This is a genomic window from Agromyces sp. NPDC029043 (assembly GCF_055564615.1).
On record NZ_JBVHVX010000022.1, the window covers coordinates 19967 to 45312 of the forward strand.

The window sequence follows — 25346 nt, forward strand, 5'->3', positions numbered from 1 at the left end:
CACCGCCATGCTCGTCCTGCATCGTGCCGAGCGCACCGACACCCTCGCCGATTCGTTGGCCGAGGTGCTCGCGGTGCCCCTCGCCGATCCGATGCGCTCCGAGATCGTCAGCGTGCCGGCGCGCGGGGTGGAGCGGTGGCTGCAGCAGCGCCTCGCGGTGCGGCTCGGCACGGGCGACGACGCGGCGGGAGTGCGCCAAGCGGACGGGATCGCGGCGAACATCGATTTCGATCCGCCCGACGCGCTGGCCGCGCAGATCGCCGACGCCGTCCTCGCGAACACATCGATCGTTGCCGCCCGGCGGGATTGGGAGATCAATCCGTGGCGGGCCAACCGATTGGTCTGGCCGGTTCTGCGCGTCCTGGACGCGTCGCTCGACGATCCCCGCCTGCGCATCATCGCCCGTCACATCGGCGTGCCTGTTCAGGCCGACTCCGATGACTCCCGCACCTCCGCCACCTCCGATGCCGTTAGCTCCGATGCCGTCACCTCCGACGCCGCCACCTCTGACGCCGTGACCGATCGCGAACACCGGCAGGGCCGTCGGTATGCCACCGCCCGGCACATCGCCGATCTCTTCGACCGGTACGGCACCGCGCGGCCCGCGATGATCGCCGCCTGGGCCCGCCACGAATCGCCCGGTGCCGATGTCGGTGACGCCGATGGGGCGGGATCGACGATTGCCGGAGATCTGACCTGGCAACCGGATTTCTGGCGGGCGGTCCGGGCCGAGATCGGCAGCCCTCATCCCGCCGAACAACTCGACGAGGTCTGCCGTCGGCTGCGTGAGGATTCCTCCGCCGGTGACCTGCCCGAACGACTCTGTGTCTTCGGCCCGACCCGCATCACCGAGTCGTTCCGGCAGATCGTCGCCGCCGTGTCGGTCCACCACGATGTGCACCTGTTCCTGCCGCATCCGAGCCCGGCCCTGTGGGCGGCGACGGCTCCGGCGGTGCCGCCGGCGGACGAGGTCGGCGCGCTCCGACGATCGGCGTGGCAGCGGCCGCATGTCGCACACCCGTTGTCGGCCGGGCTGTCCCGCGACGTCACCGAACTGCAGGTGCGGCTGGCCGGCCTCGCCGAGCACGACCTCCATCACCCGCAGCTCACGCCACCGGATCCGGCCACGGTCCTCGGTGCGCTGCAGGCGGGCATCCACGCGGACACCCCACCGACCCTGTCGGTCGCACCCGACTCGACCGTCGAGATCCACGCATGTCACGGCCCGGAGCGGCAGGTCGAGGTGCTGCGCGACCGGCTGCTGCACCTGTTCTCCGCGGATTCCACGCTGCAGCCCCGCGACGTGCTGATCATGTGCCCGGACGTCGAGACCTTCAGTCCGTTGATCCGGGGTGCCTTCGCTCAGACCGGGCGCGACCATCCGGCCTATCAGCTGCGGGTGCGGCTCGCCGATCGTGGTCTGCGGCAGGTGAATCCGGTCCTCGACGTGGTGGCGTCGGTGGTGGAACTCGCCGCGGGGCGCGCCACCACCTCGGAGGTGGTGGATCTGCTGACCCGAGCGCCGGTCGCCGAACGTTTCGGGATGGACCCCGATGATCTGGAAACGGTCCGGGACTGGTTGGCGCGCGGCAACATTCGCTGGGGTCTCGGTGAGCGTGAACGCACTCGATTCGATCTGCGGGACTTCACCGACGGCACGTTCACCGCGGGTCTGGACCGGCTGGCGCTCGGTGCCGTCGCCGACGGCGCCGACGGCCAGTGGCTCGGGGCGGCACTGCCGCTCGACGCGGTGGAGAGCACCGCGTTGGATCTCGTCGGCAGGCTCGAGGAGTTTCTCGCCCGGCTCGACGCCACCGTCGGATGGATGACCGCCGGGCCTGTCACCGTCGACGCCTGGGCCGATATCCTCACCGGCGTCGTCGACGAGGTGACGCTGCCGCCGGCCGGCGAGGAGTGGATGACAGCCGCCGCGATCCGCACGGTGGACCGTGCCCTAGGTGATCGGGCGCGCGCGGCGGCACATGGCGACACCGACGAGCCGACGCTGCTGCGCCTGTCCGACGTCCGTGACCTCATGGCCGGTCTCGCGGTGGGTCGCCCCACACGCTCCAACTTCCGCACCGGGGAGTTGACGGTGTGCTCGATGGTGCCGATGCGGTCGGTGCCGCACCGCGTCATCGTCGCGCTGGGTATCGAGGCCGACGCCTTCCCCCGTGTGCAACGTATCGACGGCGACGACATTCTCGGTGTCGAACCCCTTGTCGGAGAACGGCATCCGCGTGACGAGGACCGCCAGACCTTCCTCGACGCGATCTGCGCCGCGCAGGAGAACCTGCTCGTCTTCTACAGCGGTGCCGATCCGGTCTCCGGTCGGCGGATCCCGCCGGCCGTCGTCGTCAGTGAACTCGCCGACACGGTCGCCGCGCTGACCGGTGCCACCGATGCCGAGGCCGTCATCGGCCACCACACCCTGCACGGCTTCGACGCGCGCAATTTCGTCGACGGCGGCGTCGTCGGAGTCGTCGGGCCGCTCAGTCACGATCGCGAACTGCTCGCGGGCGCCCGCGCCTTGCAATCCGGCGCCGCCACCGAGCGCACCCTGCCCGCGCACGTCCGGATCGGTGCCGCACCCACCGATTCCGGTGATCCCGTCGACATCGATCTCGCCGCCCTGATCGCCTTCCACGTGGCGCCGGTCGAGAACTTCTTCCGTCAGCGACTCGGCATCTGGATTCCGGATCAGGACCGCCCGCATCCCGACGAACTCGACGTCGAACTCGATCCGCTGGACCGCTGGGGCGTCGGCGACCGGTTCCTCGCGCGGATGTTCACCGGCGCCACACTCGCGGAATGTCAGGCCGCCGAACTCCGCCGAGGCACTCTGCCGCCGTTCCGGTTCGGTGCTCGTGAACTCGACCGGATCGCGCCTCAGGTGGAGAAGATCTACGACGCCACCATCCCCCTGCGCACCCGCAACTCGACGACGCTGCGTCCGCAGACCGTCGACGCGGTGATCCCGCTCGCCGACGGGCGGCGCATTCACGGGACCATCGCCGACGTCTTCGACGACGCGATCGTCACCGCCACCTACTCCCGGGTCCGCGCGAAACACCGCCTCACCTCCTGGATTCGGCTGCTCGCGGTCACCGCGGGTACCGCCGCCGCGTCCCGCCCGGCGGTCACCTCCTCGGTCGTCGTCGGACGGGGATCGACGCGCGATCCGGTCGCCATGGCCCGCGTCACCGCACCCGAGGATGCGGTGGCGATCCTCGAGCGCCTCGTCGCCCTGCGCGACCGGGGACTCCGACGCCCGTTGCCGAGTGCGGTCGACGCCGCGGCGATTTACACCGAACGCAGCCGCGGAGGCGAACGGATGTCGATCGGACTGCTGGGTGCACGCAAGGATTTCGACGACAAGTTCGGCGATCATCGCGATCGGTGGCTGCGCCTGGCCTTCGGCGGAAGTGTCGACGCCGCAATCGGTTTCGACGATCTGATGACCGAGCCGATCGCCGCCGATCCCGACGGATGGCACCCACCGCTGCCCGGCGATCCCGGTGATCCGCTGTTCTGCGGCCTGGCCCGCGCGGTGTGGGAGCCGCTGCTCGCTCACGAGGACCGCTCATGACCGACACCGCACGCACCCCGATCCCGTTCGACATCGCCGCGGCGCCCGGTGCGGGCACCACGGTCCTGGAGGCGAGTGCGGGTACGGGCAAGACGTACGCGATCGTGGCGATCGCCGCCCGCTACATCGCCGAGGGGACTCACATCGACCGGCTGCTGCTGGTCACGTTCAGTCGTGCGGCCAGCGCCGAACTCCGCGAACGCATGCGTGAACGCGTCCGGGATCTGGTGCGGGTACTCGCCTCGCCCGAGGTCGCCCGGGCAACCGGGGATGATCTGGAGCGGTTGCTCGCGACGGGTACGCCCGAGGAGATCGATCGGCGCCGGGCGAACCTCACACGGGCCCTGTCGGACTTCGATTCGTCGACGATCGCCACCACCCACACCTTTTGCAACCGGATGTTGGAGGCCCTCGGATTTCTCGGCGAGCGGGAGATGGTGACCTCCATCGTCGAGGACGTCGACGACATCGCCGAGCAGGTTGCCCGTGATCGGTATCTGGCCGGGTACGCCCACCGCGATGATCCGGATTTCGGTTTCGCCGAGGCCCTCTCGCTGGCGCGCGAGGCGGTCCGGGACCCGGCCGCCGTGCTGTCACCGACGTCCGCGGAGTTGGCGGGGGCCCCCGATGACGTCGCCCGTCCGGCCCGCCGCCGGGTCGCCTTCACCACCCGCATCCGGGAACTCGTCGAGAGCCGAAAGCGCCTGTCCCGCCTGCGGACCTACGATGATCTCCAGTCGATCCTCTACCGCATCATCGTGGATTCCGATTTCGGGACGCAGGCCTGCGAGCGGATCCGGGCCTCCTTCGACGTCGCACTCGTCGACGAATTCCAGGACACCGATCCGCAACAGTGGGAGATCGTGCGTCGGTGCTTCCACGGGCACACCCCGCTCGTCCTCGTCGGTGATCCCAAACAGGCGATCTACGGTTTCCGCGGTGCCGAGGTGCTGAGCTACCTGTCCGCGGTCACCACCGCCGACGAGATGCAGTTCCTGGCCACCAATCACCGCTCCGACGCCGCCGTCGTCGATTCCCTCGACGCACTGTATCGCGGTGCGACACTGGGCAATCCGGAGATCGTCGTCCATCCGGTATCCGCGGCACACGCCGGGTCCCGGCTGGCCGGGTCGCCGCCCGTGCGGCTGCGCGGCTTCCTCAGTGCCGACTTCACCACACACGGCGTGCGCGGGTACCCGCCCGTCGACGACATCCGTCAGAAGGTGACCGCCGACGTCGCCGCGGACATCGCGACGACCCTCAACAGCGGCGTCACCCTTACCACGCGCACGGCATCCGGGGAGGACGGCGTCACCCGTCCGGTGCGACCCGGCGACATCGCGATCCTCGTCCGCAAGCTCCGCGCGATCGAGCCGTTGCAGCAGGCATTGGCGGCGCGCGGCATCGCATCGGTGGTTCGGTCGGGGACCAGTGTGTTCCACACCGACGCCGCGCGGCACTGGTTGTGGGTCCTGCGCGCCGTGGAACAGCCCGCCCGCACCGATCGTGTCCGGCTCGCCGCGTTGACCCCGTTGATCGGGTGGGATGAGCAGACCCTCGGCGACGCCGACGACACCGCCCTCGCCGAGCTGGCCGCCCAGTTCGTCGAATGGGGCCGGGTCCTGGTGGACACCGGTTTCGCGGCGATGTCGCAACGGCTGATGGATAGGTACGGGGCGTCGGCGTCGATCCTGTCCCTCGACAACGGCGAACGCACCCTCACCGACCTGCTCCAGATCGCGACGCTGTGCAACAAGCACGTCGTCGACACCGGTTGCGGCCCAGCCGAACTCGTCGAGTGGCTGTCCGAGCGGATCGACGAGGACGGTCGCAACCGAGCCGAGGATCAGAGCCGACGCCTCGATCGGGATGCACAGGCGGTCCAGATCATGACCATCCACGCGAGCAAGGGCCTGCAGTTCCCGATCGTTTATCTGCCCTTCGGGTGGGATTCCATCTGGGTCGACGACAAGGGCACGATCAGCTATCACGACGCCGCGGGCACCCGTTTCCTGGACGTCGGCGGTCGCGACGCCCCGGGCCGCGCAGCCCGACGCGCCATCGGCGATGCGGAATCGGCGGGGGAGGAGTTGCGGCTGCTCTACGTCGCCCTGACCCGGGCGCAGTCCCAGTTGGTGCTGTGGTGGGCACCCGCCCACGACGCGAATCGTGCTCCGCTGCACCGCCTGCTGTTCGGTCGCGCCGATGCCATCGCCGCCGCGGGCGAGGGGCCGTGGACGATCCCGGACCGGGTCGCGGTGCCCGGCGACGACGCCGTCCGTCAGACTCTCGTCGCGGTCGGTGCCGACTGCCGGATCGCCATCGAGGCCGCCGGGAAGCACGGCGCCCAGCGGTGGTCCCCGTCGCCGGATGAGCATGCCTCCCAGACACTCTCGGTGGCATCGTTCGATCGGACGATCGATCAGACGTGGCGCCGGACATCGTATTCGGCGATCACCGCCGGCGCCTCGCACGGCGGGCCGGTCCCGGTGATCACCAGCGGCAGCGAGCCGGACACCGGCGGATGGGAACCCGACGAGACCGACGTGGTGACCGCGACGGAGATCGCCGTCGCCGACGCGGTGCCCGGGACGCCGTCGCTGATGAACGGGCTGCCCTTCGGAGCGGCGTTCGGCACCGTCGTCCATGAAGCCCTCGAATATGTCGACACCTCCGCCGCCGATATGCAGGCGCATGTCCGTGAGCTGTGCGCCGAGGCGGCCGGATCGTCGGAGATCGATGTGGACGTGCTCACCGCGGCGCTCTGCGGCGTTCTGACGACGCCACTGGGCTTCGGCACGCTGTGGGACATCACCCCGGCAAACCGGTTGGCGGAGTTGGACTTCGAGTTCCCGCTGCCCGGTGCGGCATCGGCCGGTGCCGACGCGAACGCCGGTGGCACACACGTCGCGGACACCGAGGTGGGGCTGATGCTGGCCGACGTCGCCGATCTGCTCGCCACTCATCTCGACGCCGACGATCCGCTGGCGAGGTACGCCGACGAATTGCGGGCGCTGCCGGCCGAGCGGTACCGCGGGTTTCTCACCGGCAGCATCGACTCGGTGCTGCGGACCGACGACGGTCGCTACGTCGTCGTCGATTACAAGACCAACCGACTGCGCGACGGGTTCCTCACCGCCGAGGACTTCACCGTCGACGCGATGGCCGCGGAGATGATGGCTGCCCACTATCCGCTCCAGGCCCTGCTGTATTCGGTTGCGCTGCACCGATATCTGCGGTGGCGGTTGCCCGGCTACGATCCGTCGGTTCGCCTGGGCCCGGTGCAGTATCACTTCGTGCGGGCGATGGTTGGTCCGGCGACGCCACCGGGGTGCGGCGTCTTCGAATGGCGCATCCCGTCGGCGCTGGTCACCGACCTGTCCGACCTCATCGCCGGCACGCCCACCGCGGGCAGGCCCGTCGGTCGGGCCGGCGGCGGCAGGGGAGGCGCCCGATGACCGCACCCGGTTCACCGCGCCGCGACGTCGGTTCGACGCTGCGGGTCTCGTCTGCCGACGGCATCCTCGCGGAGTGGAACGAGGCGGGTGTCCTCGCCGCCGCCGACGTGCACGTGACCGCGCGGATCATCGCCCTGTGCGCCGAACCGGTGGACGACAGGGCCACGCTTGCCGCCGCGCTCGCCGTCCGCGCGGTGCGGCAGGGTTCCACCTGTCTGGCACTCGCCGGCGTCGCGGCGTCGGTCGCCACGGCGTTGCACAGTCATCCCGCAGCGACGGCAGAGGCCGGGGAGCCCGCTGCATCGGAGATCGATCTGCAGGTGCCGTCGTCGGCGGAATTCGTCGCCGCGCTCCGCAAGAGTCCACTCATCACCGGCTCCGGGGCGGGACCGCTGCGGCCGTTCGTCCTGGTCGATTCCGACGACGGTCCGCTGCTCTATCTGCAGAAGTACCACGGACAGGAACAGATCATCCGCGAGGTCCTCGCCGACCGCGAATCCCGCACGCTCACCGTCGATCCGGCCGAGGTCGACGCCGCGATCGCCGCTGCCTTCGACGCCGATCCGGAGCATCCCGGCAACGATGCCCAACGACTGGCGGTACGCACCGCCGCGACGCGGTGGGTGACCGTGCTCGCCGGCGGCCCCGGTACCGGCAAGACCTTCACCGTCGCCCGGATTCTGACCGCACTCGATCATCTGGCCGCCCGCGGCCTGCGCATCGGTTTGTGCGCGCCGACCGGACGGGCTGCCGCCGCGCTGCAGGCATCGGTGGCCAAGGACCCGGCGGCACCCCAGTCGGTGCGCGCGGTGACCGTGCACTCGCTGCTCGGTTGGCGCCCTGGAGCGGTGCCGCGCCATCATCACCAGAACACCCTGCCGCACGACGTCATCGTCGTCGACGAGACGTCGATGCTGTCCATGACCGCGATGAGCTATCTCCTCGACGCCGTCCGGCGCGACGCCCGCATCGTCCTGGTCGGTGACCCGCATCAGCTGGCGTCGGTGGACGCCGGAGCCGTCCTCGCCGATCTCGTGGATCGCGCCGGTGGCGGGGACGGTGTCGTGACCTTGCGCGAGGGGTACCGCAACAGCGCCGACATCGCCGCGGTCGCCGAGGCGGTCAACGCCGGCGATGCGGAGACCGTGGCGGAGCTGCTGACGACCGGCGGCCTGACCGATGTCACCCTCGTCGATCCGACCGACCTGGGCGGCGTCGCCCGCGACATCGTCGCCTGGGGAACGGAGCTGCGGGCCCAAGCATGGCGCGGCTCCGATGCGGCGGCGCTTGACGCACTCGATGCGCATCGCGTGCTGTGCGCGCACCGCGAGGGCTTCTGGGGTGTGCAGGGCTGGTCGGCGCGCATCGTCGACTGGCTCGGGCCGGGACCCGACGGCGGGGGATCGTCGTCGCAGCAACTCGTGGCACCGATGTCGGTGATCGGCGCGCCGATCCTGGTGACCGCCAACGACAAACAGACCGATACCTTCAATGGCGACTGCGGCGTCGTGGTCCGCGCCGATCCCGATACCCCGGACTCACTGATGGTGGCGTTCCGGCGCGGCCCGACGGTCACCCGGATTCATCCGGCCCGCCTGGCCGACATCGTGCCCGCCTACGCCATGACGATCCACCGCAGCCAGGGCAGCCAGTTCGACGCGGTGACCGTGGTGTTGCCGCCGTCCGGGTCGGAACTGCTCACCCGCGAACTGCTCTACACCGCCATCACGCGCGCGAAGCAGCGGGTGCGGATCATCGGGACACTGGACGTGCTGAAGGCGGCGGTGCAGCGGCCCGTTCAGCGCGCGAGCGGGTTGCGGTCGCAGACGCGTCCGGTCGCCTGACGCGCAGGGTGCGCTCGACTCACAAGATCCGGCCAGGCTCACCGTCACAGATCCAGCCCAGTTCACAGATCCAGGTCGTATCCGCCCGTCACGAGGTCCCTGCGCAGGAAGCATTCGGTGCTCAGCAGGGTCGTGCGCAACGTCGGTTCCAGCGACATCAGTGCCCGCAGTGTGCGGCTGCGGTCCATCTCGGTGACATGCGCGGCGATCGCGGCCGATTTGCGGGCCAGGGCCTCGGTGCCGCTGATGTCCACCGTGACGACCTGATCGTCGGGGGTGCCCATCAACCGGTCTCCGGTCGATTCCTTCAGGACCGTCGCCCACAGCAGATCGACCATCCACTTCGCGCCGGTCACCTCGTAGATGGAACGGGTCTGCCACGCGGGGCCGAGTCGCCGATACATGTTCGGTACCGCCGCGGCGGTCGCGGCCGCGTGGGCGAGTCGGTTGGCGTGGATGTGATCGGGATGACCGTAGACACCGATCGCGTCGTAGGTGACGATGGCGTCGGGTTGCAGGCGACGGATCTCGGCGACCAGCGCGCGGACCGCGGTGTCGAACCGGCCTTCGGAGAACCGCGGCGCGCCGGGTGCGGACTCGGGTATGCGGTCATCGGCGTAGCCCAGCGTGATCGGCGGGCGGGGTAGCCCCAGTTCCTTCGCCGCGGCGGTCACCTCGAGGTGCCGCCGGGTGCCCTCGGCCCAGGTGCAGACGACCAGATCCGCATCGCCGCCGGCTTCGAGATGGGCAGCGATCAATCCGCCGGTCCACAGCGACTCGTCGTCGGGATGCGCGTGTACGAACAGTAATCGTCCCACCACCCGATTCAGGGTAGCGGTTGCGGCGCCGGTAGAATTTTGCGCGGCCGCGAAACGCCGACTGACCTCGCCGGATGGTCTCGTCGACCGCGGCCGCAGAACGTCGCTATCGCAGGAGGTCGCCGTGAACGCACAGCCCGAAGTCCATGAATTCCAGGCCGAGACGCGCCAGTTGCTCGACTTGATGGTGCATTCGATCTACTCGAACAAGGACAGCTTCCTTCGTGAGTTGATCTCGAACGCATCGGACGCGCTCGACAAGCTCCGCCTCGAATCGCTGCAGGACTCCGATCTCGACGTGGACACCTCGGATCTGCACATCGAACTCATCCCGGATGAGCAGGCTCGTACCCTGTCCGTCGCCGACAACGGCATCGGCATGAGCCGCGACGACGTCATCGCGCTGATCGGCACGCTCGCCCGCTCGGGCACCGCCGAACTGCGCCGCAAGCTCGCCGAGGTGAAGGACGCGGCAGCGTCCGAGGAACTCATCGGACAGTTCGGTATCGGCTTCTACTCGACGTTCATGGTCGCCGACACGGTGACGCTGGTGACCCGCAAGGCGGGGGAGAGCGTCGGCACGCGGTGGGAGTCGAGCGGCGACGGCACCTACACCATCGCCGAGGTCGACGACGCCCCTCAGGGCACCACCGTCACTCTCGCGCTCAAGCCGGTCGACACCGAGGATCACCTCTACGATTACGCCGATCCGCACAAGCTGCGCGCCCTGGTGAAGCGGTACTCCGACTTCATCGCCTGGCCGATCCGGATGGACGTCGAAAAGCCCGCGCCGGCAACCGAATCCGACGACGCCTCCGGCGACACCGATGCCCAGGCCGCCCCGGCGACGATCATCGAGTCGGAGACGCTGAACTCCCGCAAGGCACTGTGGGCCAAGTCGAAGGACGAGGTCTCCGAGGAGGAGTACAAGGAGTTCTACCGCCATATCGCGCACGCGTGGGACGATCCGCTCGAGACGATCACCCTCAAGGCCGAGGGCACCTTCGAGTATCAGGCGCTGCTGTTCATCCCGTCGCAGGCGCCGTTCGATCTGTTCATGCGGGAGCGCACCACGGGTGTCTCGCTCTACGTCAAGCGCGTCTTCATCATGGACGACTGCGAAGAGCTCATGCCCGAGTACCTGCGCTTCGTCAAGGGAGTCGTCGACGCGGCGGATCTCTCGCTCAACGTCTCCCGCGAGATCCTGCAGCAGGACCGCCAGATCCGCGCCATCCGGCGTCGCCTGACGAAGAAGGTCATCTCCACCGTCGCCGAACTGCGTGATTCGCGTCCCGACGATTACCGCACCTTCTGGCAGAACTTCGGCCGCGTGTTCAAGGAAGGCCTCGTCAACGATTACGACAACCGCGACGCGATCCTGAAGGCGTCGTCGTTCTCGTCCACGCACTCCGAGACCGATCCGACGACCCTCGCCGACTACGTCGGCCGCATGGTCCCGGGTCAGGAGGCCATCTACTACATGACCGGCGAGTCCCGGCAGCAGATCGAGAACTCCCCGCACCTCGAGGCGTTCCGCGCCAAGGGGATCGAGGTCCTCCTGCTCGACGACCCGATCGACGAGATGTGGGCCGCCGGAGACCTGGAGTTCGAGGGCAAGGCGTTCGCCTCCATCGCCAAGGGCACCGTCGATCTCGACGGCATCGGCGAGGACACGGCCGACGACACCGAGGAGAAGGCCGCCGAGTACGCCGATCTGCTGGGCTGGCTCGGGGAGGTCCTCGCCGACGACATCACCGAGGCACGCATCTCCAATCGACTCACGTCGTCGGCGGCGTGCCTGGTGGGTGACGCGTTCTCGATGTCGCCGCAGCTCGAGAAGCTGTATCGCGCATCGGGACAGCCGGTTCCGCATTCGAAGCGCGCGCTGGAGGTCAACGCCGATCACCCGCTGATCACCGGTCTCGACGCCGCCTACAAGCGGACCGACGACAAGGCGGACCTCGCCGACACCGCCAAGCTCATCTACGGGATGGCCGTGCTCGCCGAGGGCGGCGACCTACCGGATCCGGCGGAGTTCTCCCGACTTCTCGCCGAGTCCCTCACCGAAACGGTGGCCGGCTAGCCGATCACGACGGCGCCCGGCGGATCTCGCGATACAGCGGATCCGCCGGCGGCACGTCGAGCAGGAGGCCCACACCGTCGAGCGGTTCCCCGGCGGGAGGTTCGACGATGACGCCCGGTGCGGTCCGCACCACCGACTCGGTGAAATGATCGCGGATCGGCCGGTTGTGTTTGAGTACCGCACCCATCCAGCTGACCCGCCATCGGCCGGCGTCGCCCGGCGTCCAGCCGCAGCGCACCAGCGCGGCGTGCACCGAGATCGCGAGTTCCTCGGCCGCCGACCGATTGATCTGTGCCGCAACGAGATCGCCGTCATCGGCGACTGCTGCGACGGTCTTCGCGAAACCGGCGATGCGCGAGACCCGCGCCGGATCTCCCTGGAGCGACATATAGAGCTCCGGCAGCGGACCGAAGGCGGCGCGGGCGGCTTCCTCGAGTGCGGTGGTGCGACCGCGGCCGTCGAAGGCCCGCAGCGCGGCGTCGATACCGGCGCGCCCGATCCAATAGCCGCTGCCGGCATCACCGACGAGATGGCCCCACCCGTCGACCCGCGCGGTGGAGGTTGCCCCCACACCGAGTGTCACGACACCGGTGCCCACCGCGGTCACCGCGCCACGGTGGCGCCCGTTGGCGGCGAGGTAGGCGGTGATCGAATCGTGGGCCAGGGCAACCTGCGTGACGCCGCGGTCGGTGAGCGCGTCGCGCAATTCGTCGGGGCGGGAGGCCTCCGGCGTCAGACCGGACAGGCCCACCGATACCGACTCGACCGATACCGACTCGACCGCCACCGATGCCGTGCTGGTCGACGTACCGTCGAGGACCTGCGTGGCCAGCGTCGCGATCTGCGGTACGACCGGTGCGTCGGTGTGGACGCCACCGGCCTCGACATCGGCCAGCACCTGCCCATCGTCGACGACGCGCAGTCGGGTGCCGGTCTGACCTCCGTCGATGAGCAACCGTGCCATGGAGGTCAACCTACTCCGCGACTCCCTCGTCTGGGCTCACCGCAGCGTGAGCACATCCTCGTCGGTCGCCAGATGGGTGCGACGCACGCGGACACCCGCCTCGGCCGCACAGATCTCGATGGTCTTGGCCCACTGCCGGTCGAGGAAGGTCGGTGTGCCGGCACCGGGGCGGATCAGCAGGCACGCCGCGGACAGGTCGGGCAGATCGAGTCTGGTCATCATCGTCATGAGATTTTCGACACCGGTGCGGTCGACGAACTGCGGCCAGTCGTCGATGCGGATGAGCACCTTGGTCAGACAGTCGTCCTGCAGCATCATCACCCACAGTTCCCGTTTCGAGAAGCCGAGGGGCAGGACCATCCGATGCCAGGTGTCGCGCAGTGCGGTGTCGGCGACGACCGGCGTGCCGATCATCATGTCCGAGTCGATGGGATCGTCGTCGAAATGCGGTTGTGTTGTCATGCCGATGATCATGCGGCGCAATGCGTCGGGGCCCGCGGAGTTATCCACAGGCCCGGCGCCGACGTTAGGATCTCGCCATGACCGATCTCGGCGTCGAGGGACGGCGCGCCAATCGTCGCGGCCAGGCAACGCGGGAGAACATGCTCTCCGCCGCGGTGCAGTCGTTGGCATCCGGAAAACCCGGGTCGGTCTCGGCCAACCGGATCGCCAAGGACATCGGTGCCACCTGGGGCGCGGTGAAGTATCAGTTCGGCGACGTCGACGGACTGTGGGCGGCGGTCCTGCATCACACCGCGGAACAACGTGGCGGGATGGGATTGCGCGCCCACGGCGATCTGTCGCTGCGTGATCGGGTCACGACGATCGTCGACACGCTGTTCACCGGACTGGACGCACCCGTGTCCCGGGCCATCGAGAACCTGCGTGCGGCGCTACCGCGCGATAATGTCGAACTCGAACGCCAATTCCCCCGTACCGCAGCCGAACTCGCCTCGTGGAAGGAGACCTGGGCGCAATTGTGTCTGAGCGCCTTCGACGGACTCGACGTCGATCCGGTCCGGGTGCGCGAGGTCGCGGCGTTCATCCCCGGGGCGATGCGCGGCATCGTCTCGGAAAAGCAACTCGGCACCTACGCCGATCTCGACGAGGCTCGGCGTGGACTCACCAACGCGATCGTCGCCTACCTCACCGCGCACGAGTGACGGGCCGCGATGCGGATGACACACTGACACTCATGCCCCTGCGTACACGTCTTGCCGTGAAAATCGGTTCCATCAGCTGGATGCCCCGGCTTCTCCCACAGATTGTCAAGTGCGACAACGCAGTTCAGCGCCTCACCGGCCAGCGCTACGGCTTGCTCGACATCGCCGCACTGCCCAACATCACCCTGCAGGTGCCCGGTCGCAAGAGCGGAATCGTGCGTACGACGCGGCTGCTGACCGTCCCCGACGGCGACGACTGGCTCATCGCCGGGTCTTTCTTCGGCGGCGACACCACACCGCAGTGGGTCGGCAACATCCGCGCACTCGACGGTCGGTCCTTCGGGGTGATCTACCGGGGTGCGTCGCGCACGGTGACCGCCGTCGAACTCCACGACGATGCCCGTGCGGCCGGGTGGCAGCAGCTGCGGTCGGTCTGGCCGAACTTCGATCTCTACGAGCAGCGCACCAACCGGGCGATCCCGCTGTTCCGCCTCACCGAGGTCGCCACCGAGCGGTGATACCCACCGCGCAGCAGTCGGGCCGGCAACGTCACTCGCAGCGCAACGTCACTCGCAGCGCAACGTCACTTGCAACGCAACGTCACTCGCGGCGCAGGGTCACTCGCCGCGAAACTCGGGCGTCCGCTTCTCGAAGACAGCGGCGACGGCCTCGGTGAGGTCCGCCGAGGGGAGGAAGGCGGCGTTCCACGCGGCGACGTAGCGCAGTGAGTCCTCCACCGCGGCCCGACGACTGTGATCGAGCACCGCCTTGACCCCGTGCACGACGAGTGGGGGATTCGCGGCGATCTCGGCAGCGGTTGCGCGCGCCTGCGCCAGTGCGGCCTCCGGCGACTCCGCGACGTCGTTGAGCAACCCGATCCGCAGCGCGTGCGCGGCGTCGATGTCCTTGCCGGTCAGGGCGAGTTCCCGGACGTGGCCGTCGCCGATCAGCGTTCCGATGCGCGCCAGCGTGCCCACATCCGCGACCATCGCGACCTTGACCTCACGGACGCTGAACTTCGCGTCCGTGGCGGCATAGCGGATGTCGGCGGCGCTGATCAGGTCGACGCCTCCGCCGATGCACCAGCCGGACACGGCCGCGACAACCGGCTTGCGGCAGTCGGCGACCGAGCTGATGGCGGACTGCATCCGACGGACCGTGTCGTGGAAGCGGGTCCGCGCCGCGGCCCTGGCTCCCTCGGAGAGGACCTCGGCCAGATCGCCGGCCATCGCGCCGAGATCGAGGCCGTAGGAGAAGTTCCTGCCCGCACCGGTCAGGACGACGGCCCGCACCGCCTCGTCGGCGTCGAGTTGGCCCATGATCTCGGGCAGTTCACGCCAGAAATCCGGACCCATCGCGTTGCCCTTGCCCGGGCCGATCAACGTCACCTCGGCGACATGATCGGCGACCGACACCTCGAAGGCTTTCCACTGTTGATCGCTCATGGACGCAGACGTTACCCGGCGCCCGAGCGGAGGTTCGGCTGCGGGCTGCCGCGCACGACCTGCTAGAACAAAAAGATGAGTGGGTATTTCAGTGACGATCTGACGGCAGCCGAGATCGATGCGTTGCACGCGGTGATCGGGCCGCTCACAAACGACGTGCGGGCACTGATCGATGCGACCGTGCGGACCGAGGTCGACGACGCCGCGATCGCCGCCGCCCGGGAACACATCGCCGCGGCCACGGCGCTGCTCGCCGACAAACAACTCGACGGCTCGTTCGGCGTGCGCTTCGGCCGTGACGGCACCAAACGGGCCTGGGGTAACGCGGTGATGGGTGCGCAGAATCCCATCGCTGCCCCGGTCGACATGGTCTTCCCCGACCCGGACGCGCAGGATCAGATCTGCTGGGCCGAATTCGATCTCGGTGCCGCCTACGAGGGGCCTGCGGGCCTGGTCCACGGCGGCATGTTGGCCGCCATCCTCGATCAGGCACTGGGCGCCGCCGCCGAGCACGCGGGCGCTCCCGGCATGACCGGGACCCTCACGATCCGTTACCGGCAGGGCACCAAACTCGGACGGGTCCGCGCCGATGCCTGGCTCGATCGCGTCGAGGGTGTGAAGTCCTTTGCCAAGGGCACCATTTCCACTGCTGACGGTATCTGCGCCGAGGCCGAGGGTGTGTTCATCCTGCCGCGCTGGGCCCGAGAGGCGAGTGCCGCCCATCTCCGTTCCGGCGTCGGCGACGCCTGAGGGCACCGCCAGGGTTGAGTAGACATTTCTCAAATTCTGTCCACTGATGGCCGGTTGTCGGTTCTAATGAACCGATGAGTGTGAGCTACGACACCATCATCCGCGACGGCCTCTGGTTCGACGGGACGGGTTCACCGCCTGCGATCCGCACGATCGGACTCCGCGACGGCCACGTCGCCGCGATCTCCGCCGACCCACTCGACGAGACCGGGTGCGACGACGTCGTCGACGCCGCCGGTCACTGGGTACTCCCGGGATTCGTCGACATCCACACCCACTACGACGTCGAGGTGCTCGCGCAACCGGACCTGTCGGAGTCGCTGCGCCACGGTGTCACCACCGTCCTGGTCGGGTCGTGCTCCCTGTCGACGATCCACGTCGGGGGCTCCGATGCGGGGGATCTGTTCGGTCGGGTGGAGGCGATTCCCCGCGAGCACGTGCTGAGCATCGTCGACGCCCACCGCACCTGGGACGGTGCCGCCGACTATGTCAGCGCACTGGAATCTCGCGCACTCGGACCGAACATCGCCGCGTTCATCGGGCACTCCGACATGCGGACCGCCGCGATGGGACTCGACCGCGCCACACAGAAATCCGTTCGACCGACGCGCGCCGAACAACGCACCATGGAGCGCTGGCTCGCCGCCGCGCTCGACGAGGGATTCGTCAGCATGTCCTCGCAGCAGTTGCTCTTCGACAAGGTCGACGGTGACACGTGCCGGTCGCGCACCCTGCCGTCGACCTACGCCAAGGCTCGGGAACTCCGTCGGCTGAAGTCGTTGTTGCGCAGGGCGGGTCGGGTCCTTCAGGCCGGTCCCGACATCCAGAATCCGGCGAACGTCTTCACTCAGGCGCTGACATCACTGGGCTTCGGGCGTCCGCTGCTCAAGACGAGCCTGCTGTCGGCGGCCGACGTCAAGTCCAATCCGTATGCCATCAAGCTGATGGGTCCGCTCGCGGGTTTCGTCAACCGCCACGACGGCGACTCCGCTGGCAGCATCTGCCGGTGCCGTTCGAGGTCTACGCCGACGGCATCGATCTGGTGACCTTCGAGGAGTTCGGTTCCGGTGCGGCGGCGCTGCATCTGTCGCAGGAGGTCGAACGCAACGAGTTGCTGCGCGATGAGGAGTACCGACGTCGCTTCCGTCACGACTACGAGTCGAAATTCGGTGTCCGCGTGTGGCATCGCGACTTCTTCGACGCGCTCATCGTCGAATGTCCGGATGCGTCGGTGATCGGCAAGTCCTTCGGGGAGGTCGGTGTGGAGCGCGGCGGGGTTCACCCGGTGGACGCCTTCCTCGATCTCGTCCTCGAGCATGGCCGCGAATTGCGCTGCGCACGACCATTTCCAATCACCGCCCCGAGGTGCTCCGGCAGATGGCCCGCGAGCCCGGTATCCAGATGGGATTCTCCGACGCGGGCGCACACTTGCGGAACATGGCGTTCTACAACTGCGGGCTGCGTCTGCGCAAACATGTCCGGGATGCCTCGCGGGACGGACAGCCGTTCCTCACGATCGAGGCGGCGGTGCACCGGCTCACCGGTGAGCTGGCCAAGTGGTACGACCTCGACGCGGGATATCTGCGGATGGGGGATCGGGCGGATCTCGTCGTCATCGACCCCGAGCACCTCGACGACTCCGTCGAGAGCTATCACGAGGCGCCGGTGCCCGCATATGACGGCCTGCGACGGATGGTCAACCGCAACGACGAGACGGTGCGGTCGGTCTACGTCAGCGGCCGCAAGGTGATCGACCGGGGAGTGCCCACCGGCATCGCCGGGGTTGCCCGGACCGGCCAGTTCCTGCGCGCCGGTGTTGCCGCGCCGGCGGTTTCGGGCGATACCCACTCAGCTGCCGAGGAGGTGGCCGTCGGTGTCTGACCGCGACAACACCACTCAGAACCCGAACACCGACGCCAACGCGGAGATCGTCCTGGCGATGTGGCGCGCCCTGGCCGCCCGGGACTGGGACGCCGTCGCCGCTCATATCGCCGACGACGCGATCTATCTCGACGTGCCCTACGGAGCCGCGCTGGCGGCCCGCGGCCCGCCGACACCGTCAAGCGTCTCAAGGTCGGCCTGGAACCGTTGGCCGCAGTACACGAATCATGACGGGATCATCGTGAGCAACGGCGCCGACGTGATCTACGAACACTCCGAGACGTGGCACTTCGCCACCGGCGAGGTCGTCGAGTTGCCGTTCGTCTCGGTGCACCGCGTCGTCGACGGCAAGGTCACGGTGTGGAAGGACTACTGGGATTCGGCGACGCTGCTCAACGGCGCGCCGACGGACTGGATGCAGCAACTGGCCGCCGCCGACACCAGTTGGCTGTTCGACGCGTCCGGTCTCGTCTGAGCCCCGGTCGGCCCACGGATCAGTCCCGCCGCAGCAGCGGTACGAGCTTCGCGGTCTTCTCCGGCGTCCATCCCGCCGGGCGCAGGATCTCCGCCCACGCGTACGGGATGTCACTCAGGTAGGTGTGCCCGTGGCCGTCGGGAACCCCGGTCGAGACCGCCATGTCCGCGGACACCTGCAGGAAGGTGACGAACGGAATCCAGTGTGTCGCGGATAGAACGTCGTTGCCGCGCGGTTCCTTCAGCCAGTCGGGTTCGTTGAGGATCAGGCCCGGGGACCACCAGGTGATCGGGTCCGACGCGTGCTGCAGATACACGATCCGGGAATCGCCCCACTGCCCACTCGGCCGGGACAGGTCGGTCTGTGCCTCGGCGGCAAACCGCACCTGAGTGCCGTTGTCGTAGATCGGGAGGCGCTCCGGGCTGCCCTCGTCGCGATCGCGCGTGGTGTCGCGCCACAGCGAATTGTTGAACGTCGGACCACTGAACAGCGCGCCGTCGGTGCGGGCGGCGATGTCCGGGATGGTGCCGAAAGCCGATTCCGCACCGAACGATCCGAGGCTCTCACCGAAGACGACGACCTTCGGTCGCTGAGCTTCGGGCAATGCACGAATGCGTTCGTCGACGGCCTCGAACAGGGCCTGCCCGGCCTGCCGTGCGCGCTCCTTGTCCACCAGGAACGAGATCCAACTCGGCAGATACGAGTACTGCATGCTCACTGTCGCGATGTCGCCGTTGTACATGTACTCGAGGCTGTCGACGGTGGCACGGTTGATCCAGCCCGTTCCGGTCGTCGACGCGATCGCGACGACCTTGCGCTGCAGTCCACCGGCACGCTCGAGTTCCTGGGCCGCGAGTTCCGCACTCTCCCTGAGGTTGTCGGCCGATTCGAGTCCGCTGAACACGCGGATCGGTTCCATCGCGGGGGTGCCGTTGAACTCGGTGAGTTGTTCGACGGTCGGGCCGTTCGAGACGAAGATGCGGCCCTGCCGTCCCAGCGAATCCCAGCTCACCAGCGACTCCGGACCTCCGCTGCGCAGCGGCGAGGTGGGTGGTGCGGAGTCCGCGGTGGTCTCGTTGTTCAGTTCCGCGAAACTCGAGTTCAGGGCCTTCATCCCGTATTCGGCGACGACACCGTTGAGGACGAAGATCGTGAGCACCACGACGATCACGGCGGCGATCGCCCCGGCGATACGCGGTGGTAGCCACCGGCCGCCCACGTGGCTCAGGCGTCGCATCAACCACGCCCAGCCGCGACCGATCGCCATCAACAGTGCGAAGACGACGATGGCGACGACCAGGGCGATCGGATAGTCCCAGCCGCGCAGATGCTCGACACCCATCAGATCGCGGATCTCGTTCTGCCACTGTGAGAATCCGTACAGCATGAAGATGACGCCGATGAGTGCGGCGACACCCAGGGCGATCCACATCGGTGCCTTGGGCTGATTCCAGCGTGTCGGCCGCGAGATCAGGAACCGGGCGAGCCAGGCGACGAACACGCCGACGGCGTATCCGACGGCCGCCGACGCGCCGGTGACGACACCCTGGAAGAAGGAGCCGCGCGGCAGCAACGACGGTGTGCCCGAGAGCAGCATGAAGATCACCGCGAACACCATGCCGGTGAACTCGTACTTCGCGACCTGGCGTCGCCACCAGTCGGGGCGCGCCGGCTCGACGTCACTGCCTTCGACCTCGACGACGTCGACGACCTCGGGGGACTCGGGGACCTTGGCAGAATCGGTCTCGGCGACGTCGCTCACGGCGCTCCTCATGTCGATGGGCAGTCGCGAGTCGACGGCGCCCGGTGGCGATGGACGCGAGAAGCTTAACTCGACCGTGGTCAGAACGGTCGTAGACCGGGGCCGATGATCAACGGCAGGTCGAGCGTGGTCCGGATGCCGGCCGGGGCGTCGACGACGGCGGGGATCGCGTTCACGACTCGACCGGCGCCGGCGACGATGGCGGCGTGATTGTGATCGCCCCGCCGACTCGTCGGACAGATGTCGATCACATACGACGGTTCGCCGACGATCTCGACCCGATACGAGCCGCCGGCCTGTGCCGGTCGGGCCCAGTCCGGGCGCAGATCATCGCGCAGTCGGGTGACGTGCTCGATCACGATGGCCGGCTTGTCGTCGACGATGCCGATGATCTCGAAGCGCACCGCGGCCCGCGTGCCCTTCTCCACGCGCCGGGCGGCGATGTCGAACGCCTCCGGTGCGGGCTCGCTGTCGTGGTGTTCACGGATCTCGTCGATGGTGACGCCGAAACCCGCCGCCAGGATCTGCATCGTGGTGCCCCATGCCATCCCGAGGATGCCGGGCAGAAACAGCATCGGTGTCTCGTCGACGGGTTTGCCGAAACCCATCACGTCGAACATGACCGTGCTGCCGTCGTAGGTCGCATAGTCGGCGATCTCCATGCAGCGGACCTGTTCGACCCGCTGGCAGGTGCCGGCGAAGGCGAATGGGATGAGGTCATTGGCGAAGCCCGGGTCGACGCCGCTGATGAAGATCGACGCGTCGGCCGCGGTCGCCGTCTCCTCGATCTTCGCGATGGCCTTCTCCGGCATCACGCCCCAGGGGACTGGAGTCCGCCCGGTGCCGAGCCCACGACGTCGATGCCCGCGGCGAGGAGTCGGCGGCAGTCCTCGAACGCCTCGATCGGGCGGGTATCACCCATCGCGCAGTAGACGGCGCAATCGGGGGCGGTGGCGATCAGCTCGTCGAGCGAGTCGGTCGCGGTGATCCCGGTCGTCACCGGCAGGCCCGCGAGTTCACCGGCATCGCGGCCCACCTTCTCCGGTGTCGAGACGCAGAGTCCGACGAGTTCGAAGCGCGGATCCTCGATGAGTTGGGTGAGCGCCAGACGTCCCACATTCCCGGTTCCGACATGAGCGACACGAATGGTCATGGGTGAAAGATTCTCCTCGTCGGTGAGTGTCGAGATCCGGGTCTCCGCGGGGTTGCCGCAGGTCAATGTACAGATGTCCGGACTCCTGTCCATATGAGTAGATCACGGCCGCCGCCCGGCCGTCTAGAACGTGTTCTCATTTCGCGTTCTGCGAGGTAGGGTGCTCGCCATGGGACGAGTGGACGACAAAGTTGCAGTGATCACCGGTGGCGCACGGGGCATGGGTGCCTCGCATGCGCGGGCACTGGTTGCGGAGGGGGCGAAGGTCGTCATCGGCGACATCCTCGACGAGGAGGGCAAGGCTCTCGCGGAGGAGATCGGCCCCGCCGCCCGGTATGTGCACCTCGACGTGACCTCACCCGAGGACTGGCAGGCGGCCGTCGGTACCGCCGTCGACGAATTCGGGAAACTCAACGTGTTGGTGAACAACGCCGGCATCGTGAACGGCTCCACGATTCAGAAGTTCCGGCTCGACAAGTGGCAGCAAATCATCGACGTCAACCTGACGGGCACCTTCATCGGCATCCAGACCGTCGCCGATCCGATGATCGCCGCCGGCGGCGGATCGATCATCAACGTGTCGTCGGTGGAGGGTCTGCGCGGCAGCCCGTGGGCGCACGGCTACGTCGCGTCGAAGTGGGATGTGCGGGGACTCGCGAAGTCGGCGGCACTGGAGTTGGCGCCGCACAACGTGCGGGTCAACTCGATCCATCCCGGCCTGATCCGCACGCCGATGACCGAGGGGATCCCGGAGGACATGGTGAAGGTGCCGATGGGCCGCGCCGCCGACTCCGCCGAGGTCTCGACCTTCGTCGTCTTCCTCGCCAGTGACGAGTCGTCGTATGCGACGGGATCGGAATTCGTCATGGACGGCGGTCTGTCCGCCGACGTTCCGCACAAGTAGCTTTGCCTGCCCCGACCGGATCAGGCCCCGACCGGATCAGGCCCCGACCGGATCAGGCCCCGACCGGATCAGGCCCCGACCGGATCAGGCCCCGACCGGATCAGGCCCGGTCGGGAATCAGTCGGGGAACGGCGCGCACGCAGATCGCCATGCCGATGACCTCGACGAGCGTCTGCAGCACGACGACCGCCGCGGCCACCTCGAGGCCCGCGGGCAGTGCGAGAGCCAGCGGCATGATGACCAGGGAATTGCGTGTCGCACCGGAGAACGCCACCGCACGACGTGCCCCGACGTCCAGGCGCCACGCCCGCGACAGCCAGGCGCCCAGGATCACCATGACCGCGAGGAACACCACGTAGATCGGGGCGACGGCGACGACGTCGCCGAACCGACCGTCGAGTTGCGGCACCTGTGACGCGGTGATGATGACCAGCACCGCCACCATCAGTGGCACCATCGCAACCTCGCCGACCCGCTCCACGCGCTGCGCGAGAGTAGTTCGGCGAGAAGCCCATTGGGTGATCCAGGCGAGCGCCAGCGGGATCACGATCACGACGAGGAACGCCTCGACAAAGGGTCGGACGTCGAGCGCGTCGGCCAGATCGTCGTCGAAGAACAGCGTCAGATACAGCGGCAGCATGAGCAGCTGCACCAGCAGGAGCGCCGGTGTCGTCGCGAGCAATCGCACCGATGCGCCACCGGCGAGTCTGGTGAAGACCACCACGTAATCCACGCACGGACACAACAGCACCAGCAGTATGCCGATCCGGATGCCGCGATCATCCGGCGCGAACCGGATCAACCCGGCAACCACCAGCGGTACCACCAGAAAGTTGACGACCAGCACCGCCGAGGCGAATCGCAGATCGCGCAGTGCACGTCCGAGTTCGGCGATGGGCACCTGCAGGAACGTCACATACAGCAGCGCCGCGAGTGCGGGGTTGATCAGACCGGTCAGCGCTGTGCCCAGGTCGGGCGTCAGGAGCCCGCAGAGGGTGCCGACGATGATCGCCCCGACGTACACCGGTACCTGCCGACGATCCAGCCACGCCGTCGTCTCGGTCATCACGCGTCCATCGATCACGCGTCCATTCTGTCCGATCCATAATTCACCAACCGTTGACCTAAATACTTCCGCGGCATACGCTCGACCGTATGAAGGCGATGATCGTCAAGGAATTCCGTGAACTGGTCCGGGATCGGCGGACGCTCGCGATGCTGATAGCAATGCCGTTGCTGCTCCTCGTCATCTTCGGATACGCCGCGAACTTCTATGTCTCCTCGGTGACGACCGCGGCCGTCGGGCCCGCGGCAAGCCAGGCCGAGCACACCCTCCCGGACTTCTTCGACGTGACCGTCTCCGACTCCGCGGGAACCCGCGCCACCGCAGAAGAGTTGTTGCGCGACAACAAGGTCGACGTCGCGCTCGTCACCGGGAGTGGCGGCGGAACCGTGATCGCACTGGTCGACGGCTCCAATCTGTTCGCCGCGCAATCGACCGTGTCGGCGCTGAACCGGGCGGGCGACCGGGTACAGACGACGGTGCTCTATAACCCTGACCTCAAGACCTCGTGGGTGATGGTGCCCGCGATCATCGGTCTCATCCTCACCTTCATCGGCACCATCATCACGAGCATCGGACTGGTCCGGGAACGCGAGGCCGGCACCCTGGAGCAGCTCGCGGTCATGCCGATCCGGCCCAGCCAGGTCATCCTGGGCAAGATCATCCCGTACTTCCTCCTCGCCGCACTCGACATGGCAATCGTGACGATCCTCGGGATGGTGCTCTTCGGCGTCCCGTTCAACGGCAACGTCGGCATCTTCGTCCTCGGCGCGGCGCTGTTCCTCTTCGTCGTCATGGGTCTCGGGCTGCTGATCTCGACGCTGTCGCAGACGGCGGGGCAGGCCATCCAGACCGCCTTCTTCTTCCTGCTCCCACAGATCCTGTTGTCCGGCATGATCTTTCCGCTCGATGCGATGGCCGCGGGCGTCCGCTGGATCGGCTATCTGCTCCCGCTGACCTACTTCACGATGATCTCGCAGGGCGTCATGCTGCGCGGTGCGACGCTGTCCTCGCTGTGGCTGCCCATCCTGGTCCTGGCGGTGATGGCCGTGGTCGTCTTCACCGCGGCGACTCTGCGCTTCCGACGGGATCTGGCGCCCGGGTCGTCGTCGGGTGCGTCACCGACCGCCGACGACGACACGGTGCCGGCGTGATCGCGTCGGCACGGGGCATCGGGGTGTCCTATGGGCACACCCGTGCGCTGACCGATGTGGACGTCGAGGTCGGGGCGGGGAGCATCGTCGCGGTGGTCGGTGGTGACGGCGCCGGGAAATCGACGTTGCTGCGCGCACTGGTCCGCGAGATCCCGGTCGATACCGGGACCGTCGTGGCCCCCGGGAAACGGGAGATCGGTTTCCTGCCCGACGGTCCGGGGAGTTGGGCGGCGCTGACGGTCCGGCAGAATCTCGAATTCGTGGGTGGCACGTATGGTCTGGCCGGGGAAGGCCTGGCACTGCGGTGCACCGACATGATCGCCCGCGCGGGACTGACGCACGCCTCGGATCGCCCGGCCGCGGCCCTGTCGGGAGGTATGCGCCGCAAGCTCGGTGTCGCGATGGCCATGATCCACCGCCCCTCCTTCATCGTGCTCGACGAACCCACCACCGGCGTCGATCCCGTGAGCCGAGTGGACATGTGGCGCATGGTGTCGCAGGCCGCCGCCGAGGGTGCGGGCGTCATCCTCGCGACCACCTATCTCGACGAGGCAGAGCGCGCGGGCGAGTTACTCGTCCTCGACGACGGGCACACCTTGGTCCACGGGGCGTTCGACGACGTGCGCGCGGGATTCCCCGGCACGATCACCGTCGACGAGGTGCCCGCCCGTACCCCGTGGTCGTGGCGGCGGGGGCGGGCACGGCATGAATACTGGCCGCCCGGAACCGATCCGGGCCCGCGGAACCACATCGAACCGGATCTCGAGGACATCGTCATCGCGCTGTCGTTGAGGCGTCGTCTGGTGGTGACCTCATGACCGCGCCGCGGCCTGCGCCGGT

General features: G+C 68.1%; 21 protein-coding genes. 13 read left to right on the forward strand and 8 right to left on the reverse strand.

The genetic code is table 11. The features are described from left to right. Positions 1-7: 7 nt before the first annotated feature. The 3 genes from recC to recD are packed head-to-tail and all read left to right on the forward strand — an operon-like array spanning position 8 to position 8891. Complete coding sequence (gene recC / locus ACZ4TW_RS20540) at positions 8-3589, forward strand: exodeoxyribonuclease V subunit gamma (protein ID WP_465545857.1); 3582 nt, start codon at positions 8-10, stop codon at positions 3587-3589. Then, entirely contained in the window at positions 3586-7047 is a 3462-nt protein-coding gene (locus tag ACZ4TW_RS20545; protein WP_465545859.1) for a UvrD-helicase domain-containing protein, read from the forward strand. The genes recC and ACZ4TW_RS20545 overlap by 4 nt, the downstream gene beginning before the upstream one ends. After that, on the forward strand, positions 7044-8891 hold the full coding sequence (gene recD / locus ACZ4TW_RS20550; RefSeq protein ID WP_465545861.1) for an exodeoxyribonuclease V subunit alpha: 1848 nt from the start codon (positions 7044-7046) through the stop codon (positions 8889-8891). Before ACZ4TW_RS20545 ends, recD begins: the two co-directional genes overlap by 4 nt. A 62-nt stretch (positions 8892-8953) precedes the next feature. Here the strand turns inward: recD and ACZ4TW_RS20555 are convergent, their stop codons facing one another. Beyond that, positions 8954-9712, reverse strand: coding sequence for a PIG-L family deacetylase (locus tag ACZ4TW_RS20555; protein WP_465545863.1), 759 nt, complete (start codon positions 9710-9712; stop codon positions 8954-8956). Positions 9713-9833: 121 nt separating this feature from the next. On the opposite strand from ACZ4TW_RS20555, the gene htpG reads away from it, so the two are divergent. After that, positions 9834-11792 carry a molecular chaperone HtpG gene (gene htpG / locus ACZ4TW_RS20560; RefSeq protein ID WP_465545865.1) on the forward strand — a complete coding sequence of 653 codons (1959 nt, stop codon included), beginning with the start codon at positions 9834-9836 and terminating at the stop codon, positions 11790-11792. 4 nt (positions 11793-11796) lie between these two features. Here htpG and ACZ4TW_RS20565 read toward each other — a convergent pair whose 3' ends face one another. Continuing rightward, positions 11797-12756, reverse strand: coding sequence for an N-acetylglucosamine kinase (locus ACZ4TW_RS20565; RefSeq protein WP_465545867.1), 960 nt, complete (start codon positions 12754-12756; stop codon positions 11797-11799). 36 nt (positions 12757-12792) lie between these two features. Then, positions 12793-13218, reverse strand: coding sequence for a hypothetical protein (locus ACZ4TW_RS20570; protein WP_465545869.1), 426 nt, complete (start codon positions 13216-13218; stop codon positions 12793-12795). A gap of 77 nt (positions 13219-13295) precedes the next feature. Between ACZ4TW_RS20570 and ACZ4TW_RS20575 the strand changes: the two genes are divergently transcribed. Together ACZ4TW_RS20575 and ACZ4TW_RS20580 are read left to right on the forward strand one after the other, a co-directional pair. Further along, positions 13296-13919, forward strand: coding sequence for a TetR/AcrR family transcriptional regulator (locus tag ACZ4TW_RS20575; protein WP_465545871.1), 624 nt, complete (start codon positions 13296-13298; stop codon positions 13917-13919). Positions 13920-13999: 80 nt separating this feature from the next. After that, on the forward strand, positions 14000-14437 hold the full coding sequence (locus ACZ4TW_RS20580; RefSeq protein WP_465545873.1) for a nitroreductase/quinone reductase family protein: 438 nt from the start codon (positions 14000-14002) through the stop codon (positions 14435-14437). A 99-nt stretch (positions 14438-14536) separates the two neighbouring features. Here the strand turns inward: ACZ4TW_RS20580 and ACZ4TW_RS20585 are convergent, their stop codons facing one another. Next, complete coding sequence (locus ACZ4TW_RS20585; RefSeq protein ID WP_465545875.1) at positions 14537-15364, reverse strand: crotonase/enoyl-CoA hydratase family protein; 828 nt, start codon at positions 15362-15364, stop codon at positions 14537-14539. A 75-nt stretch (positions 15365-15439) separates the two neighbouring features. On the opposite strand from ACZ4TW_RS20585, the gene ACZ4TW_RS20590 reads away from it, so the two are divergent. The 4 genes from ACZ4TW_RS20590 (at position 15440) to ACZ4TW_RS20605 (ending at position 18470) form a co-directional block, all read left to right on the forward strand. Then, on the forward strand, positions 15440-16114 hold the full coding sequence (locus ACZ4TW_RS20590) for a PaaI family thioesterase (RefSeq protein WP_465545877.1): 675 nt from the start codon (positions 15440-15442) through the stop codon (positions 16112-16114). 74 nt (positions 16115-16188) lie between these two features. Beyond that, positions 16189-17160: an amidohydrolase family protein gene (locus ACZ4TW_RS20595; protein WP_465545879.1), complete on the forward strand. Its 972-nt coding sequence runs from the start codon at positions 16189-16191 to the stop codon at positions 17158-17160. A gap of 331 nt (positions 17161-17491) precedes the next feature. Beyond that, positions 17492-17995 carry a hypothetical protein gene (locus tag ACZ4TW_RS20600; RefSeq protein ID WP_465545881.1) on the forward strand — a complete coding sequence of 168 codons (504 nt, stop codon included), beginning with the start codon at positions 17492-17494 and terminating at the stop codon, positions 17993-17995. Then, a complete protein-coding gene (locus ACZ4TW_RS20605) occupies positions 17988-18470 on the forward strand; it encodes a nuclear transport factor 2 family protein (protein WP_465545883.1) in 483 nt (160 codons plus the stop codon). Before ACZ4TW_RS20600 ends, ACZ4TW_RS20605 begins: the two co-directional genes overlap by 8 nt. 19 nt (positions 18471-18489) lie before the next feature. Here the strand turns inward: ACZ4TW_RS20605 and ACZ4TW_RS20610 are convergent, their stop codons facing one another. The 3 genes from ACZ4TW_RS20610 to ACZ4TW_RS20620 form a co-directional block, all read right to left on the reverse strand. Continuing rightward, positions 18490-20232, reverse strand: a complete 1743-nt coding sequence (locus tag ACZ4TW_RS20610; protein ID WP_465545884.1) for an alpha/beta hydrolase — start codon at positions 20230-20232, stop codon at positions 18490-18492. Between the two features lie 80 nt (positions 20233-20312). Then, complete coding sequence (locus tag ACZ4TW_RS20615) at positions 20313-21044, reverse strand: hypothetical protein (protein ID WP_465545886.1); 732 nt, start codon at positions 21042-21044, stop codon at positions 20313-20315. Beyond that, positions 21044-21385 (reverse strand): hypothetical protein, encoded by a 342-nt coding sequence (locus tag ACZ4TW_RS20620; protein WP_465545888.1) that lies wholly within the window; start codon positions 21383-21385, stop codon positions 21044-21046. The genes ACZ4TW_RS20615 and ACZ4TW_RS20620 overlap by 1 nt, the downstream gene beginning before the upstream one ends. Before the next feature lie 169 nt (positions 21386-21554). Between ACZ4TW_RS20620 and ACZ4TW_RS20625 the strand changes: the two genes are divergently transcribed. Continuing rightward, the gene (locus ACZ4TW_RS20625) at positions 21555-22289 is read left to right on the forward strand and encodes a glucose 1-dehydrogenase (protein WP_465545890.1); all 735 of its coding nucleotides are present in this window, start codon (positions 21555-21557) and stop codon (positions 22287-22289) included. Between the two features lie 100 nt (positions 22290-22389). On the opposite strand, the gene ACZ4TW_RS20630 is transcribed toward ACZ4TW_RS20625, so the two are convergent. Then, complete coding sequence (locus ACZ4TW_RS20630) at positions 22390-23373, reverse strand: arsenic resistance protein (protein ID WP_465545892.1); 984 nt, start codon at positions 23371-23373, stop codon at positions 22390-22392. 71 nt (positions 23374-23444) lie between these two features. Here ACZ4TW_RS20630 and ACZ4TW_RS20635 point away from each other — a divergent pair, with 71 nt between their 5' ends. Continuing rightward, entirely contained in the window at positions 23445-24506 is a 1062-nt protein-coding gene (locus tag ACZ4TW_RS20635; RefSeq protein WP_465545894.1) for an ABC transporter permease, read from the forward strand. Next, positions 24503-25324 carry an ABC transporter ATP-binding protein gene (locus ACZ4TW_RS20640; protein ID WP_465545896.1) on the forward strand — a complete coding sequence of 274 codons (822 nt, stop codon included), beginning with the start codon at positions 24503-24505 and terminating at the stop codon, positions 25322-25324. The genes ACZ4TW_RS20635 and ACZ4TW_RS20640 overlap by 4 nt, the downstream gene beginning before the upstream one ends. Positions 25325-25346 lie beyond the last annotated feature (22 nt).

Coding starts and splice junctions, on each gene's coding strand:
- recC (WP_465545857.1), top strand. CDS start 8: ATGCTCGTCCTGCATCGTGCCGAGCGCACCGACACCCTCGCCGATTCG.
- ACZ4TW_RS20545 (WP_465545859.1), top strand. CDS start 3,586: ATGACCGACACCGCACGCACCCCGATCCCGTTCGACATCGCCGCGGCG.
- recD (WP_465545861.1), top strand. CDS start 7,044: ATGACCGCACCCGGTTCACCGCGCCGCGACGTCGGTTCGACGCTGCGG.
- ACZ4TW_RS20565 (WP_465545867.1), bottom strand. CDS start 12,756: ATGGCACGGTTGCTCATCGACGGAGGTCAGACCGGCACCCGACTGCGC.
- ACZ4TW_RS20570 (WP_465545869.1), bottom strand. CDS start 13,218: ATGACAACACAACCGCATTTCGACGACGATCCCATCGACTCGGACATG.
- ACZ4TW_RS20575 (WP_465545871.1), top strand. CDS start 13,296: ATGACCGATCTCGGCGTCGAGGGACGGCGCGCCAATCGTCGCGGCCAG.
- ACZ4TW_RS20580 (WP_465545873.1), top strand. CDS start 14,000: ATGCCCCGGCTTCTCCCACAGATTGTCAAGTGCGACAACGCAGTTCAG.
- ACZ4TW_RS20585 (WP_465545875.1), bottom strand. CDS start 15,364: ATGAGCGATCAACAGTGGAAAGCCTTCGAGGTGTCGGTCGCCGATCAT.
- ACZ4TW_RS20590 (WP_465545877.1), top strand. CDS start 15,440: ATGAGTGGGTATTTCAGTGACGATCTGACGGCAGCCGAGATCGATGCG.
- ACZ4TW_RS20595 (WP_465545879.1), top strand. CDS start 16,189: ATGAGTGTGAGCTACGACACCATCATCCGCGACGGCCTCTGGTTCGAC.
- ACZ4TW_RS20600 (WP_465545881.1), top strand. CDS start 17,492: ATGGCCCGCGAGCCCGGTATCCAGATGGGATTCTCCGACGCGGGCGCA.
- ACZ4TW_RS20615 (WP_465545886.1), bottom strand. CDS start 21,044: ATGCCGGAGAAGGCCATCGCGAAGATCGAGGAGACGGCGACCGCGGCC.
- ACZ4TW_RS20620 (WP_465545888.1), bottom strand. CDS start 21,385: ATGACCATTCGTGTCGCTCATGTCGGAACCGGGAATGTGGGACGTCTG.
- ACZ4TW_RS20625 (WP_465545890.1), top strand. CDS start 21,555: ATGGGACGAGTGGACGACAAAGTTGCAGTGATCACCGGTGGCGCACGG.
- ACZ4TW_RS20635 (WP_465545894.1), top strand. CDS start 23,445: ATGAAGGCGATGATCGTCAAGGAATTCCGTGAACTGGTCCGGGATCGG.